The 14,925-nt window shown below is 62.1% G+C and carries 12 protein-coding genes and 1 tRNA gene; 7 read left to right on the plus strand and 6 right to left on the minus strand.

Annotated features, from left to right (window positions below; translation table 11 throughout):
* The 4 genes from VMH22_07580 to VMH22_07595 all read left to right on the plus strand — a co-directional run.
* The coding region (locus tag VMH22_07580; protein ID HTW91556.1) for a T9SS type A sorting domain-containing protein at nt 1-538 on the plus strand (538 nt) is incomplete at its 5' end.
* 243 nt (nt 539-781) lie between these two features.
* The gene (locus VMH22_07585; GenBank protein ID HTW91557.1) at nt 782-1,675 is read left to right on the plus strand and encodes a GNAT family N-acetyltransferase; all 894 of its coding nucleotides are present in this window, start codon (nt 782-784) and stop codon (nt 1,673-1,675) included.
* 941 nt (nt 1,676-2,616) lie between these two features.
* The gene (locus tag VMH22_07590; GenBank protein HTW91558.1) at nt 2,617-4,575 is read left to right on the plus strand and encodes a tetratricopeptide repeat protein; all 1,959 of its coding nucleotides are present in this window, start codon (nt 2,617-2,619) and stop codon (nt 4,573-4,575) included.
* 62 nt (nt 4,576-4,637) lie between these two features.
* Nucleotides 4,638-4,711 (plus strand) — tRNA-Val (locus tag VMH22_07595).
* Nucleotides 4,712-4,882: 171 nt separating this feature from the next.
* On the opposite strand, the gene VMH22_07600 is transcribed toward VMH22_07595, so the two are convergent.
* The 6 genes from VMH22_07600 to gap all read right to left on the minus strand — a co-directional run bounded on the left by VMH22_07600 (nt 4,883) and on the right by gap (nt 9,173).
* A complete protein-coding gene (locus VMH22_07600; protein ID HTW91559.1) occupies nt 4,883-5,377 on the minus strand; it encodes a hypothetical protein in 495 nt (164 codons plus the stop codon).
* A gap of 65 nt (nt 5,378-5,442) precedes the next feature.
* Nucleotides 5,443-5,754: a 50S ribosomal protein L21 gene (gene rplU, locus VMH22_07605; GenBank protein HTW91560.1), complete on the minus strand. Its 312-nt coding sequence runs from the start codon at nt 5,752-5,754 to the stop codon at nt 5,443-5,445.
* On the minus strand, nt 5,754-6,122 hold the full coding sequence (gene secG / locus VMH22_07610; GenBank protein HTW91561.1) for a preprotein translocase subunit SecG: 369 nt from the start codon (nt 6,120-6,122) through the stop codon (nt 5,754-5,756). The genes rplU and secG overlap by 1 nt, the downstream gene beginning before the upstream one ends.
* Before the next feature lie 67 nt (nt 6,123-6,189).
* On the minus strand, nt 6,190-6,978 hold the full coding sequence (tpiA, locus tag VMH22_07615; protein HTW91562.1) for a triose-phosphate isomerase: 789 nt from the start codon (nt 6,976-6,978) through the stop codon (nt 6,190-6,192).
* 2 nt (nt 6,979-6,980) lie between these two features.
* Complete coding sequence (locus tag VMH22_07620) at nt 6,981-8,162, minus strand: phosphoglycerate kinase (protein ID HTW91563.1); 1,182 nt, start codon at nt 8,160-8,162, stop codon at nt 6,981-6,983.
* A gap of 3 nt (nt 8,163-8,165) precedes the next feature.
* On the minus strand, nt 8,166-9,173 hold the full coding sequence (gene gap / locus VMH22_07625) for a type I glyceraldehyde-3-phosphate dehydrogenase (GenBank protein HTW91564.1): 1,008 nt from the start codon (nt 9,171-9,173) through the stop codon (nt 8,166-8,168).
* Nucleotides 9,174-9,549: 376 nt separating this feature from the next.
* Here gap and VMH22_07630 point away from each other — a divergent pair, with 376 nt between their 5' ends.
* From VMH22_07630 to VMH22_07640, 3 genes are all read left to right on the plus strand, one after another.
* Nucleotides 9,550-11,772, plus strand: a complete 2,223-nt coding sequence (locus VMH22_07630; GenBank protein ID HTW91565.1) for a hypothetical protein — start codon at nt 9,550-9,552, stop codon at nt 11,770-11,772.
* A gap of 697 nt (nt 11,773-12,469) precedes the next feature.
* Nucleotides 12,470-13,447 carry an oxidoreductase gene (locus VMH22_07635; GenBank protein HTW91566.1) on the plus strand — a complete coding sequence of 326 codons (978 nt, stop codon included), beginning with the start codon at nt 12,470-12,472 and terminating at the stop codon, nt 13,445-13,447.
* Nucleotides 13,444-14,901: a Ni/Fe hydrogenase subunit alpha gene (locus VMH22_07640; protein HTW91567.1), complete on the plus strand. Its 1,458-nt coding sequence runs from the start codon at nt 13,444-13,446 to the stop codon at nt 14,899-14,901. Before VMH22_07635 ends, VMH22_07640 begins: the two co-directional genes overlap by 4 nt.
* Nucleotides 14,902-14,925 lie beyond the last annotated feature (24 nt).

Below are 14,925 nucleotides of genomic sequence, written 5' to 3' on the forward strand. Positions count from 1 at the left end.
GAGCGACAACGGCGTTACCTGGGCAGCTGCGACCAAGCTGACTGATGCCGAGACCTATTCGATGCGATTCCCGTCGGTCATCGACTACGCGATCAAAGGGGACTCGACTTCGGATACGATGGCCGTTGTGTATGAGGAAGATTCTGTCGCAGGCTTCTACGTGTCGACGAGCGGGTCGCCAGAGGGAGCGGCGTCGTACAACCCAGCAGTGGTGCAGAAGGTGCCTGTGTATGACTTGCTCCACCCGGGAATTGCCGAGCAACCGAGTGTCGCGCCGGTGAGACTCGGTGCAGCGGCCAGCCCGAACCCGTTCAATGGGCAGACGCGGATATCCTATTCGCTGCCGCGGGCCGGTGATGTGTCGCTCGTTGTTTACGACGTCACCGGGCGTCCGGTCCAGACTCTGGCATCGGGACATCGACAGGCCGGGCACTATGCGACCACGTGGGATGCGAAGAGCGTTGCTGCCGGCGTGTACTTTTACACGCTGACCAACGGGAATGCTTCGCTAACCCGGAAACTGACACTCACTCGCTGACGACTAATGGCTATCGCGGGGCGGGCAGCAGTGCCCGCCCCGTCTTTTCAGAAACGGACTGCGAATGCATGGCTCGACATGGGAGGGCTGACTCAGGCTCGACCTGAAACCAACCAGTTTAGCAGTCAGGGTTTCAACCAGGCTTCGCGTTCCTCATGTGCATCAACCACGCCTAACGGACAATGCGGGTCTTTCCTCTGTCCGGTAGACACTGACTGCTGAGCGGCTATGATAGTACGGCCGATGCGTCCTGAGGAACTGGAGGCTTGCTGCGCTCTGGGCGGCACCGGCTGGCTGACCGGCGTCGTGAGGCGCTCATGGAAAGAGGGCGCGAGCTCACCGGAACTCGCTTTCGTGGCCGAGCAAGACAAGATGCCGGTCGGCCGCGTGTTCTTTCATCGCCGCTCGTCGCCGGCTGAACTGGCGATGTTCGGAACGCACATAAGCGCCGCGGTTGACTTCTTCGCGACGGGCAGAGCCCTGCTGGGCACGGCTCTGGCTCAGCTCAAGGACAAGGGCGTGATCGGGATCGACTACGCCATCTACGACATCTACGACCCGGACCCGGCGCTGTATCAGGCGCTCGTCGAGGCGGTCGGCTTCAGACAGTTTCAGGAGAAGAGGCGCTACGTATGGCAGGACTCCGGGGCTCCGATGCGGGTTCAGGTGAGGCTTCGGTTCCGGACGATGCCCGAAGCTGGCGAGTACTCGTTTGAGCAGGCAATCGGGCAGGTCACGGTCGGTACCCTCGACCGAGCGGACCGGGCACGACTCAAGAAGTACGGCGCGGCCGAGACAGCCCGCTGGTACATGCAAGTTCTCAAGGAAGGAAGCTTCGAGCCGAATGACTGGCTGCTCGGCTATCTTGACGATGGGAGACTCTGCGGCCTCGTGGTGCCCAGGCGGCTCGACGACAACGAGGGGACGATTAACTACATCGGAGTGGCGCCGGAGCTGCGGGGCTCAGGCTATGGGTTCGACCTGCTCATGAAGGGTACAGCTATTCTGCGGGCGAAGGGCTTCAAGACGGTCGTGGCCGAAACTGACTCGGAGAATCTGCCGTTCTACAAGGAGCTCGAGCGCGCCAAGTACAGACATCAGGGCACGCTTCGGTGCTTTTGCTACAAGCTGGCGTGACTGGCCCGGCACGGGGCTAGCGTCTCAGACCGTAGGCTTGAGAGCCGCGGCCAGTGCCTTTCAGACCATCAACGCCGCATGACCCGGTCGCATCGAGCACCTTGGCTCGGATTCACTGCAGGACGTCGCGAGTTTCTGCGGTCAGTCCAACGGGGCATATGGCGGCAGGGCCTAAGAGACCTGAGAGACTAGGGCGAGGCGACTATCAGGGATGACCGTCAAATCATGGCCAGTTTGGTCTCGGTCGCGAACGCGAGAATTCGCATGTGGGGGTCGGCGCTGGTTGGCCCCATATTCAGCCCGTGAGCTTGCCTGCTGGCCAGCCTCTGAAGGAGTTACCGAGAGAGCCTCGGTCGCTTGCATGGAAGGAACTTCGCTGCGAGCTTTCCGGCGAGCCCGGCCGTGAGCGGGGGAACAAGCCTCGGTCGGAGCGGCGTCAGGAGCCGGGCGACAAGCTCCGAACGTTGCTCGATGAGCAGCTTCCCGCGGAGCTCCAGGAGAGCTCTAGCCGTGTCCTTCCGGGGAGCTTACGGACAAGCTTGCTGAGGAGCTGTCTGGCGAGTCCTGTTGTGAGCAATCAACCTCCGACGGATATCTCAATTGCCAGATGCTCGCAGTTCTTCGGATCGGATTGGAACACCACCCGATAGCCGGATGGTGATGTCCCTGTCGGAGAGTGCAATGGGATCGGCCATGTCGCGCGCTGCGCGAGTCTGCGGCGATAGCGCAATCTGCGGACAATCGCGTCTTCGTTACTCGTCAATTGTGCATTCTGTCTTCTGGATCACGCTTTGTCTGAGCCGTGAAGCTGCGGCATCGGCTTGATTTTCGTGTGGTTTGGCCTAACCTTACGGGGTCGGATTGGAGGCCATTCCCAGGATTCACTTTCGGTAAAGGAGAAGATCCTCTATGCGGCAATTGGACCGTGATAGGAATCGTCTGTGATTGCCGTGCTGGCCGGGCTGGTTGTGGCCGCAGCAGCCTTCGCGGTCGGATGGCTGTTGGGCAAGCGTACGGCTGAATCACGCGCGAACGGGTTGGAGCGGAGGCTGGTCCTGCTTGAAGACGAGGCAGGACGCAAGTACCGCGAACGGCTGGCGTCGATGCGACGCCGGCTGGGTTTCGTCTATTTGAACGGGTTACCTGCGGCAACCGATCCGGAGGTCTCGGACTTGTTCGAGGCCGGAGCGAGGTATGCCGGGCAGGCTGAGTGGGACAAAGCCGGAGAGCGCTGGACCAAGGCTCTGGCCAAGGCCGCGCCGGCTGAGGTCGTGGCGCTGCACCATCTCTGTGGTATCTGCCGGCTGCTCTTGAATCAGCCCGACAAGGCCACGGTTGAGTTCGAGACGGCGCTGGCTGAAAGCCGGAAGGCTGGTGACAAAGCCGGCACTGCGGCCAGCTTGCTGGCGCTTGGTCTGGCGGTGGTCGAACAAGGCGCGACGCAGAAGGCCGACGGCTATCTCGACGACTGTTTGCACATGAGCCAGAAGCTGGGGCTCGGCGAGCTGGAAGCGTTGGCGGCAGCGAGATTGGCTGAGCTGGCCGAGGCGCAGAAGCAGCATGATCGGGCATTGGTGTTTCACCGTCAGGCGTTGCATGCCATGCAAGCTGCCGGTGACCGAGTCGGTGCGGTCCGTGAGTACGGTGCGGCCGGCGAAGCGCTGTACAAGCAGGGCGAGCTGGACAAGGCACGGGCCGCGCACGAAGACGGTTTGCTGCTCGCACGGCAGTCGCACGACCGCATCGGTGAGGCCGAACGGCTCGCGGCCATCGGCGTCATCAATCGGGTCCAGGGCGACGGGGCTCACGCACTCGACGTGATGGAGCGGGCCATGCGTATCTACGAGGAGCTGCATCAGTTGAAGCCGACGGCGCGACTGCTCCATGAGTTGGCGCTTATCCACGAGCAACTTGCCGAGCCGGACGCGGCTCAGGAGTACTATGAGCGCTCGCTCGCGGTTGCGCGCGAGGTAGGGGAGCGTTCGCTGCAGGCGCGCAATCTGGAACAGCTGGCCGAGCATTGCCTGTCCCATGGGGCGTTTGAGCAGGGGCTGGCCCTGTTCGAGGACGCGGAGAGAATCGACCGCGAGGGTTCGAGGAAGCGCGACCTGTGCCATGACCTGACCGGAGTGGGGCGGGCGCTTATCCGCCTGGGGCGCGCAATGGAAGCCAACAAGCCGCTGCTTGAGGCGCTGGCCCTGAGCCGCGAACTGGCCGACCAGAAGGCAGAGATGTGGGTGTCGCTCTACCTTGGCAAGTCCCAGGGCGCGGCCGGGCAGCCGGTCGAAGCACTTGGGAGCCTGGAGCAGACACAGGTTCTGGCTCGTAAGATAGGGCAGCACGACGTCCTGGCGGCAGCCGTTGCCGAGGCCGCACAGGTTCATGCCGGACAGCAAGACTGGAGCAGCGCGGTGGCTGCGGCTGAGTCCGCGGCCGATTTGCACCAGAAGCTCGATGACAAGCTCGCTCAGGCGCGAGACCAGGTGGAAGTTGGCGTGGCTCTCAGACACCTGTCACGGCTGGACGAGGCCAAGGCCAGGCTCGACGACGCGCTTCGGCTGGCACGCGAGAGTGGCAATACCGAGGTCGAGGCCCGGTCACTGTTTGAGGCGGCAGCGGTGAATCTCGCACTGGGCAACAGCAGTCTTGCTCGCGACAACCTGCAGCGTTCGCTGCAGTTGCGGGAGGCCGACGGCGACCTGCGCGGTCAGGCCGAAAGCCTCCTGGGGCTAGGACGTTTGCTGGCCGAGACCGGGGAGCATGAAGCCGCACGGTCTCGGCTGGACCAGGCGGCGCGACTGTACGTCAAGCTCGATGACCGGGAGCGGGCGGCCGAGGCGAGCCGTGCGCTGTCGAGTCTGCCCGGGTCGGGTGCCGGCGTCCAGATCATCGGGCAATGACGCGGGCAGTGCACTGGGTTGACACCCGGGGCACCGCTGATAGAATTCGGGCGGGCAGTTTAGGGCGATTAGCTCAGTTGGTTAGAGCGCTGGTCTCACATACCAGAGGTCACAAGTTCAACTCTTGTATCGCCCAGTTCCAGTGTTCCAAGCCGGCAGTCAGGAGTCAGCGGCTGCTGGAACGGGCGTACCGCCACACTTTAGCCTTCTGAGAGACAATCCCTCATATAAGAGTTAGCAGCCAGCTGCTGGAATGCCCGCACGGCTTCCAACTGCTAACTGCTATCTACTGACTACCGAGTTCTTCTTACTTCCGCCCGCGCTTCCGGGCCGGGACAGTCTTCACGCCCTCCCAGCGGAATCCCATCTGACGACGGTAGCGGCGGCGCTGGAGGCCGCTGAATCCGAGCTTGTCACAGGCCTGCTCAAACGTCAATCCGCGCGCGAGCAGCTTGCGGATCGCTTCTTGGCGGCACAAACGCTGGATTCTGCCGGCGGGCTCGATCTCGCGCCTTACCTGCCGGATGGCTTCGCGAACGTGGTAATCGCTGACTCCATAGTGCCGGCCGATTGCGGACAGTGACTCACCGCGGTCGTGGAGGTCCGCCATTGCGATGCAGGTCCGGCGCGACACGGTTCGATGCCAGGCACGGATGCGGCGGCTCGGCTTAGTCTTCAAACGTGGCATGAGTTGACGGATACGCTCGCGTGAGACGCCGACCGCCCGAGACAGTTCTGCCTGGGTCATGCCTGACACGGCCTTGCCCAGCTTCGCGATCTTCTGTGATGCTGTCAGTTCCATCTAACCTTCCTTTCGAGTTGCGCTGATTGTCATTCCCTCGGGTTCAAAGCTCCTACGGTCCGCCGCTAGCCGGCACTGATTCCGGTGATCTTGACCCGGGTCAGTTGCTGACGATGCCCCTGCTTGCGCCGGTAGTTGCTGCGCCTGGTGAACTTGAAGTTGGTGATCTTGCGGGCGCGAATATGGCCGACTACTTCGGCGTCGACCTTGGCGTCGGGGACCGTCGGATTGCCAAGGATTGCCTTGTCGTTGGTTCGCAGAAATAGAACTTCAAGCGGAATTGCGGCTCCAGGTTCGGACTCCATGTGGGGGACGGTCACAATGTCCCCCTCTTTGACCAGGTACTGGAAGCCTGAGACTCTTACGATTGCGTACATCACCTGCCTCCTGTCGGGCTGGGTTGAACTGGAGAAGGCTGCGTCGGCAGCGGTTGCGTCGGCAATTGCTGCGACGGGATCGGTTGCGACGGCATCGGTTGCTGCGCCGACGTCGATCGCGTGGCCGGCGGCACGCGACCAAGCCTCGCCCCGACCAGGACCAGGCCGAGCGACGTAAGCATGAAGGCAATCGCCAGGCCCGTCGTCAGTTTGGCCATGAACGGCGCGGCGCCGCCGCCGCCGAACATGCTGTCGCCGCTTCCACCCATGATCGACGCCATCCCGCCTTTCTGGGGCTGCTGGACGAGTACGACCAGCACCATGACGACCGAGACCAGCAGGTGGAAGAATATCAGAATACCGTACATTAAGCGTTCTCCTTAGTCGGGCTAGATTAGCGGAACGGGAAACGTAGTCAAGACGTGATGTTACACATCAAATCAGGCCGGTCAAGTAAGACATTGCGGAACCGACCAACTTGATGAATGAGGCGATTTCGAGGCTTGCACCGCCCACCAGCGCACCGTCAACGTCGGGCTGTTTGAGCAGTTCTCCGAAGTTGTCAGGCTTGACGCTGCCGCCATAGAGCAGCCGGGTCTGTTCGCCGACCTCGGCCGAGAGGTTGCGCGTGAGCCAGTCGCGGATGAAGCGGTGGGCCTCCTCGGCCTGAGCCGGAGTCGCGGTGCGGCCGGTGCCGATGGCCCAGACCGGCTCATAGGCAATGGTGAACCGTTCCGCCGGTTGCCGATCGGCAAGGGGGACGCGCAGCTGGCGCTCGATGACCTCGAGGGTGCGACCGGACTCCCGCTCGGCCAGAGTCTCACCGCAACAGAGTACCGGCTCGACGCCCGCCGCGATGGCGGCAATCAGCTTCTTGCGGCAGTTGTCGTCGGTCTCGCCGAACAAGGCGCGCCGTTCAGAGTGCCCGACCAGCACGTAGCGGCAGCCCAGCTCGGCGAGGAAGGCAGGCGAGGTCTCGCCCGTGAATGCTCCACTTGTTTCCCAGTGGGAGTTCTGGCCACCATAGGAGATGGGCGTCCCCTTGAGGACTTCCGCAACTGCGGGCAGGGACGCAGACGGCGGAAAGACTGCGACTTCCGGGGTCGGCCCCTGCTGGGCAGGTCCAGCCATGACCGACTTGAGCAGCTCCTGCACAAAAGCCCGGGCCGCAGCCGGGCCCTTGTACATTTTCCAATTGCCGGCAACCAGCGGGATGCGAGCCATGATTACCGGTCCGCCAATGCCGCGACGCCGGGCAGCGCCTTGCCTTCGAGGAACTCCAGGGACGCGCCGCCCCCGGTCGAGACGTGGCTCATCTTCAAAGCGTAACCGAACTTCGTCAGAGCCGCGCCGGTATCGCCGCCGCCAGCCACCGTGCACGCTCCACGGTCGGTGGCCTCGGCGACAGCCTGCGCCACGGCCCGCGTACCTTCGGCGAACGCGTCGCGTTCAAACACACCCATCGGACCGGCCCAGACAACGGTCTTGGCAGCATTGAGCACGTCGGCGAACCGCCGGCTCGATTCCGGTCCTATGTCCAGTCCCATCTGGTCGGCGGGAATCTTGTCGACGGCCACGGTCCTGGCCTCGGCGCCGGCATCGATGGTTGAGGCCGCGACGACATCGGTCGGCAGCACGAGCTTCGGGTCCCCGGCGAGCGGCCGCACCTGCTCGGCCAGGTCAGGCTCCCAGAGCGACTTCCCGATTGCCACGCCACGCGCCTTGATGAAGTTGAAAGCCGCGCCTCCGCCGAGTATCACGTGGTCAATCCGCGGCAGCAGGTTCTTGATGACACCGGCCTTGTCCGATACCTTGGAGCCGCCGATGACGGCTACGTACGGCCGGGCCGGGTGTTCGAGAATCCGGGTGAGGAAGTCGACCTCGGTCTCCATCAGCAGTCCGGCGGCCGGCTGCTTGAAGAACGAAGCGGCTCCGACCGTGGAAGCGTGGGCGCGGTGGGCCGCGCCGAAAGCGTCGTTGACGTAGACGTCGGCCAGCGAGGCAAGCTCGCGCGCGAACGATGGGTCGTTCGCGGTCTCGCCCGGATGGAACCGGAGGTTCTCAAGCAGCGTGACCGTGCCCGGCACCGCTCGTTTCCGAACCTTGGCGGCATTGTCGCCGGTGTAGACCGGCGCGTAGGTCACCGGGCTGCCGACGAGCTGAGATACGACCGGCAGGACCGGGTGGAGCGAAAAGAGCGGGTCGGGCTTGCCCTTCGCCTTGCCCAGATGCGAGGCGAGAATCACGCCCGCGCCGTGGTCGAGCAGGTACTGCAGGGTCGGCAGGGCGGCCACGATTCGAGCGAGGTCACGAATCCGCATGTCCTCGGTCATCGGCACGTTGAAGTCGACGCGCAGGAACACCCGCTTGTCCCGCACGTCGATATCCCGGACCGTCAGCTTCTTCATCGCCTATGCCCGCGAGGCCATGTAGCCGACAAGGTCGACGAGCCGGTTGGCGTAGCCGAACTCGTTGTCGTACCACGCGAATACCTTGACCAGCGTGCCGTCGACGACCGCGGACAGCTTCGAGTCAATCATGCACGAGTGCGGGTTGCCCACGAGGTCGATGGAAACGATTGGCTCATCGATGTACTGCAGGATGCCCTTGAGCGGTCCCTCGGAAGCGGCCTTGAACGCGGCGTTGACCTCATCCTTAGTGGTGCTCTTCTCCACGGTGCAGGCGAGGTCGACTATCGAAACGTCGGGCGTGGGCACGCGGATGGCGACACCGTCAATCTTGCCCTTCAGCTCCGGGAAAATCACGGCGATGAGCTTGGCCGCACCCGTAGAGGTCGGAATCATCGACACGGCACCGGCCCGGGCGCGCCGCAGGTCCTTGTGCGGCTGGTCGAGCAACGCCTGGTCGTTGGTGTAGGCGTGAATTGTTGTCATGTAGGCGCGCTGAATCTTGAAGTTCTCGTGAATAACCTTGGCCGCGGGAACGACGCAGTTGGTCGTGCAGGAGGCGTTGGAGACGATGTGGTCGACCTTGGGGTCGTAAGTCGTGTGATTCACGCCCATCACCAGCGACTTGATGGGCTTGTCGCCCTTGGGCGGGGCAGAAATGATGACCTTTTTCGCACCGAACTTCAGGTGCATGGCCGCCTTGTCGTACTCCGTGAACAGGCCCGTGGACTCGATGACGTATTCGACGCCGAGTTTCTCCCAAGGCAGGTCCGGGTTCTTCTTCGCATTGTTGACGAGCACCTTGCGTCCGGCGATGACGATGGACTCGCCGTCAACCTTCACGTCGGGAAACTGGCCGTGGACCGAGTCGTACTTCAACAGGTGCGCAAGAGTCGCGGCATCAGTGACGTCGTTGATTCCGACGACCTCGACTTGCGGATTGCGGGACGCGATTCTCGTGACCAGCCGACCGATCCTGCCGAAACCATTGACTGCGAGTTTGACGGACATGCATTCCTCCTTAAAGGTAATAGCGGCCTTAGATTCAATCACCCTCAGTTGAGGGTCTGCAACCAGTCCTGTCTAGGTTGAAGGCTAAGCATAGATACTCAAGTGCGGTTCGTCAAGACTGGAATTGGGAGCCAAACCCGACATTGAACTACCAAGACATGAAGGCAGGGACTCTCAGCCGAAGAAAGAAGTCAGAAAAGTGAGTGCAGAATGCAGAAACCCGGACGCCGGCGACTTCTGACATCTGACATCTGGTATCTGACATCTGACTTCGTTTGGCTCTGGATGTGTGCCTCTCTGGTGAGTTTCTATTTCGGAGTCAGGGTAACTGCCAGCCGTTTGACACGGTGACGGACGTGACTAGAATCTTCGCGACATGAGACTGTGGCGGTGGAGCGTTCTTCTCCTGCTGGGCGCAGCAACTGCGGCCTTTGGCGGCAGGCTGTCGTTTCAGGAGCGGGCCGCCGTGCAGGAGTCGCTGAGCCGCGTGCATCCGAGGATGCGGGCCAGTTGGCTACGGCAGCACGGGATTGAGGACCCGTACTACACGGCTATGAGGAGCTCGGACAGCGGCCAGGGGCTACGTGAGGTGGGACGTTGGTCATACGGGCCATCCTATGACGTGGACGGCAGGACGACCCCAAGCGAGACGTTGGTGGCGCTGGCTCGCGGTTCAGGCGTGAGCCTGCTCAGGTTCAGCAGGCAAGATTCCCTCTCAATCCAACTGCTCTCCGATATCAATGCTGAGGGCCTGACGGGCCATGTGAAGGTGGTCGATACTCTGCTCTACCTCAGTTCGGGCAGGGGGCTCGAGATCTACGACATTTCTGACGAGCAGAACCCGGTTCGGCTCTCCTGGACGCCGATACCCTTGAATGACTTCGCCCTGCAGGACTCGCTGGTCTATGCCATAGGCGACTCATTCCGCATCTACAACGTCTCAAACCCTGCCGCCCCTGTCTTCCGTGGAGCCTGCCTGGATTCGGGTGACGTGGTTTCGGTGGCAGGCCATACCGCTTTCCTCGGCGGGCGCTGGGGGCTGTATGTGCTGGACGTCACCAATCCATCAAGCCCGCACCGCATCGGCTCCTGGGGCAGCGCGGTTGAGCAGGTGCTGGCGAGAGGACACCTCTGCTACGCCACGACATTCAATCCGAACGTGCCGGGTGAGATTACGTTCCACATTCTCGACGTTGCTAACCCGTCACTGCCGTATCAGATTGGGTCGCTTGATTCTGTCGGCGGCTACGGCGTGTACCTCGTTGACACTCTCGCCTACTGCTCCGGCGATGCCGACTTGATTCGATTCTCCATTGTGTCGGTGGCAGACTCGACCCGACCGCGTGCTCTGAGCACAATAGACGAGGGCGGCTGGGGCATGGGCATGTGGGCCAGCGGGCTGGCGCAGGCGGCGTTCGGCGCATTCCACTGGGGAGGACTGTACGTCTTCGACACGCGGAACACATCGAATCCTGTCCGCGACACGTTCCTGCTTGATGCCGATGCAGCCATAGACATCAGCATTGACAATGGCAGGGCCTATGTGGCAGACTTGATGTCCGGACTCAAGATTCTCGATGTCCACGACCCAACTCGACCGAGCACGCTCGGGTCTTACGACACGGCGGGTCAGCCGCCGTCCATGGCCTCGGCTATCGCTAGGGACTCGTTCGCGTTCGTGGACTGGTTCTGGTTTAGAGTGGTGGACGTCAGCGACCCAACGCACGCTACCGCTGCCGGCCAGCTTGGCTTGTTCAACCCACCGGAGGACATGGTCCTACGCGACAGCTTCGCATGCGTGGCGGAGGCCCACCGCTTCCAGATTGTCAACGTCGCTCGGCCGAGACAGCCGGTGCTAGTCGGGAGCTGCGTAACCGGGGACGCGACCTTCGCGAGTCTCTGTGTTCAGGAAACGCTGGCGTTCGTCGGCAACTACGTCGGCGATGTTGTCAACGTCCGAAGTCCGACGAGCCCGCAGGTCGTCGGGCACTTCGGGCTCGGCTGCAATATCTCCGTCAGAGACACGTTTGCATTCTTGGCGACAGGAGATCCTACGCTCCTGGTCTACAGCGTTGCCGACCCGACTCAGCCTCGGCTGATAGATTCCGTCGATGTAGGAACGAACTCGTTGTATTGCGTAGAGCCAGTCGGCTCACTGTTATACGCTGGCAACGATGACGGTGTAAGGGTCGTGGACGCCAGCGATGTTCACAACATGCGGGTCCGTGGCTACGCGACGGCTCCAGACGCGGCAGGAAGGTTGAGCTACGCATCACCGTATCTCTATGCTGCGTGCGGTGAGGCCGGAACATGCATCTTTGAGTCGACGCAGGTCGGCGTCGCCGAACCTAAGCAGCTCGCAGGAGAGCAGGCGCGGAAGGGGGCGAGCGTGGTCAGGAGAGTGCTGAATCTGGAAGTAGGCAGTAGACAGCATACAGCATACAGGGCCGAACTGCTGGACGTCAGCGGGCGGAAGGTGATGAACCTGCATTCCGGCGCGAATGATGTGCGGGCGCTGGCACCGGGGGTCTACTTTGTGAGGGAAGCACAAGTGCAAGCCCAAGCCCAAGCCATCCGCAAGGTCATCAAGCTGAAGTAGTCCTGTCCCTGCTGCCGGTTTCCACCTAAATAGGGACGCTACCCATTTACAGTTTGTCTGCGCCTAATGTACTGAAATAGCTGGCGTTAGGCTGTAAGAGCGGCCGAAAACCACGCTTCGGGAATCGCCCTGGGAACCGTTCCCGGAACGGTTCGGGGGGTGGTTCCCGGAGGCAGTCGGAAACCGACTTTCCCTGTGATTTCGGCCCTGATTTACGGCGCGAGAAGGACGGCGACTTTGGGGTCGAATCGAGAAGGCACGGGCGACGTGATTGTCTGACCGATTCTGGCCGGCACCTGCCTGCTGAGTCTCAGGGCCTCTCCTGCCGCGATTCGTAGGGCGACTCGCGATTGCGTTTGCAGAGTGGTTTGCAGGGCGAGTTCGACGGCGAGTTGCGGAGCGAGTTGTGTGTGGGAAAACAGGGCACAGTCCAACTGAGCGGCTGCGTGGAACGTGCCCCGGCATCGGAGGAACGAACGGCGCGGGGCAGTTTCCGTTTTCGCGGTCACGTCCTCGCCCTTGGCCTATCTGCATCGTCTGCGTAATCTGCTGATGTCTCTCCGGGTTCGCCCTTTGCCATTTCCACTTTCCCCTTCATCTTTGGCGGTTCAATATCGGGCCTGGGGCTGGCGAGGGTGCTTGACTTTGAGGGCGAATCGTCTATTCTCTTCGCCCTTGCTTACCCCGGAGGAACCAATTGCCGGATAAACTGAAGTTCGGTTTCTATTGGGCAGCCTCGTGCGGAGGCTGCGAGATCGCCGTTCTGGACACTAACGAGAAGATCCTGGATGTGATTGCCGGCGCCGACATCCTGCTTTGGCCAGTGGCCATGGACACGAAGTACGCGGACGTGAAAGCCATGCCGGACCGTCACATGGACGTCTGTTTCTTCAACGGGTCAATCCGGAACTCGGAGCAGGAGGAGCTTGCCCACCTGCTGCGGAAGAAGTCCAAGGTGCTGGTCGCGTTCGGTTCGTGCGCCCACCATGGCTGCATCCCGGGACTCGCCAACCTGTCGGGCCGCGAGCAGATTCTCAAACATGTGTACACTGAGGAACCGTCGGTCGTCAATCCGGATGGAACGAAGCCGCTGGTGAAGGGCCACGTGCCAGAGGGTGACGTAACCCTGCCGGAATTCTACGACCGCGTGTCGCCGCTGAACCGAGTGGTCGATGTCGACTACTACCTGCCGGGATGCCCGCCCGCAGTGTCGGGCATTCTGAACGCAGTTACCGCGATTTTCGAAGGCAACCTTCCGGCCAAGGGCAGCATTCTCGGGCCGGCTAAGGCTCTGTGTGATGAGTGCGACCGGAACAAGCACGTGGCCAAGAAGATGCCGGACGTGAAGCGGATGTGGGAAGTTCAGGCCGACCCGGGCGTCTGTTTCCTTGAGCAGGGCATCGTGTGCATGGGGCCGGCGACCCGCGGCGGGTGCGGTCAGCGCTGCATCAATGGCAACTGGCCGTGCACCGGCTGCATGGGCCCGACGCCGGAAGTAGGGGACCAGGGCGGCAAGATGATTTCCGCGCTCAGTTCGGTCCTGAGGATTGACGACGAGAAGGACATCACGGGGCCGGAGACCGAGAAGCTACTGGCAAAGGTCAAGGACCCGGTCGGCACGTTCTATATGTATGGGCTGGCCGACGCGACCATCAGCGACCGGAGGCATAAGTGAGCACGCGGATTACGATTGACCCGATTACCAGGCTTGAGGGACACGGCAAGGTCGAGATCTTCCTTGACGCGCAGGGCGAGGTCGAGAATGCCTACCTGCAGGTGCCGGAGCTCCGCGGGTTCGAGCAGTTCTGCGTGGGCCGCAAGGCCGAGGACATGCCCCAGCTTACGAGCCGCATCTGCGGCGTCTGCCCGGTTGCGCACCACTACGCCGGGGTCAAGGCGCTCGATGAGGCTTTCGGGGTCAAGCCGACCGAGACCGCGCTGAAGCTACGCGAGCTGATCTACCACGGCTACTACATCTATGACCACATCCTGCACTTCTACTTTCTCGGTGGGCCGGACTTCGTGGTCGGGCCGGACGCGCCCAAGGCGAAGCGGAACATCCTCGGTGTCATCGAGAAAGTGGGCGTGGATACGGCCAAGGAGGTCATCAAGCATCGGGCCTATGGTCAGCGGATTACCGAGATCCTTGGCGGCAAGCCGACGCACCCGGTGAGCGGCGTACCCGGCGGCCAGACCAAGGCGCTGAGTGAAGAGGGCCGCAAAGAGATTGAGACGATGGCGAAGTCCTGCGTGGAATTCGCCAAGTTCACCCTGCAGTTGTTCGAGGACGTCGTGCTGAAGAACCCGGCCTACATGGCGCTGATAACCAATCCGAAGCTGGGCCATGCGGTGTACAACATGGGCATGGTGGACGAGAAGAACCGGGTGAGTTTCTATGACGGCAAGGTCCGGGTCACGGACCAGCAGGGCAAGGAGTTCGTCAAGTTCGAGGGCCACGACTACCTGCAGCACATTGCCGAGCACGTGCTCGACTGGAGCTACGTCAAGGCAACCTACCTCAAGGCAATCGGCTACAAGGGTCTGGTTGACGGTCCCGACTCTGGTCTTTACCGGGTCGGGCCGCTCGGCAGGCTCAATGCCGCCGACGGAATGTCGACCCCGTTGGCCGATGCGGCGTACCAGAAGCTATTCGCTACGTTCGGCGCGAAGCCAGTCAACTCCACGCTTGCCTATCACTGGGCAAGGTTGGTTGAGCTGCTCTACGCCTCGGAGCGGGCACTGCAACTGGCGACCGACCCGGGGATCACCGGGACCGATATCCGGAACATGAAGTTCGACATGAAGCCGGAGGGCGTCGGCGTTGTCGAGGCGGCTCGTGGTACGCTCTACCATCACTACCGTCTGACCGAGGACCGGATGATTGAGAAGGTGAACCTGATTGTCGCGACCACGAACAACAAGGGCCCCATCTGCATGTCCGTGCGGGAGGCGGCCAAAGAGCTGATCCACAAAGGCAAGGTCGATGACGGGCTGCTGAACACGGTCGAGATGTTCTTCCGAGCCTACGACCCATGCTTCGGGTGTGCCTCTCACGTGCTGGGCAGACCCACGGTCGTAATCGACGTCCTGAGCCACGACGGTGAGCTGGTCCGGCAACTGGCCGGCTAGACCTTGATAAGGAGGGCAGCAGCC

The organism is bacterium (genome assembly GCA_035505375.1).
In the GTDB taxonomy this organism is placed as follows: Bacteria; Hydrothermota; Tepidihabitantia; order Tepidihabitantales; family Tepidihabitantaceae; genus UBA2258.

Bases quoted from the DNA above. Each gene is read 5' to 3' on its own strand.
- VMH22_07600 (HTW91559.1), bottom strand. From the start codon at position 5,377: ATGGAACTGACAGCATCACAGAAGATCGCGAAGCTGGGCAAGGCCGTG.
- VMH22_07630 (HTW91565.1), top strand. From the start codon at position 9,550: ATGAGACTGTGGCGGTGGAGCGTTCTTCTCCTGCTGGGCGCAGCAACT.
- tpiA (HTW91562.1), bottom strand. From the start codon at position 6,978: ATGGCTCGCATCCCGCTGGTTGCCGGCAATTGGAAAATGTACAAGGGC.
- VMH22_07620 (HTW91563.1), bottom strand. From the start codon at position 8,162: ATGAAGAAGCTGACGGTCCGGGATATCGACGTGCGGGACAAGCGGGTG.
- VMH22_07585 (HTW91557.1), top strand. From the start codon at position 782: ATGCGTCCTGAGGAACTGGAGGCTTGCTGCGCTCTGGGCGGCACCGGC.
- rplU (HTW91560.1), bottom strand. From the start codon at position 5,754: ATGTACGCAATCGTAAGAGTCTCAGGCTTCCAGTACCTGGTCAAAGAG.
- secG (HTW91561.1), bottom strand. From the start codon at position 6,122: ATGTACGGTATTCTGATATTCTTCCACCTGCTGGTCTCGGTCGTCATG.
- gap (HTW91564.1), bottom strand. From the start codon at position 9,173: ATGTCCGTCAAACTCGCAGTCAATGGTTTCGGCAGGATCGGTCGGCTG.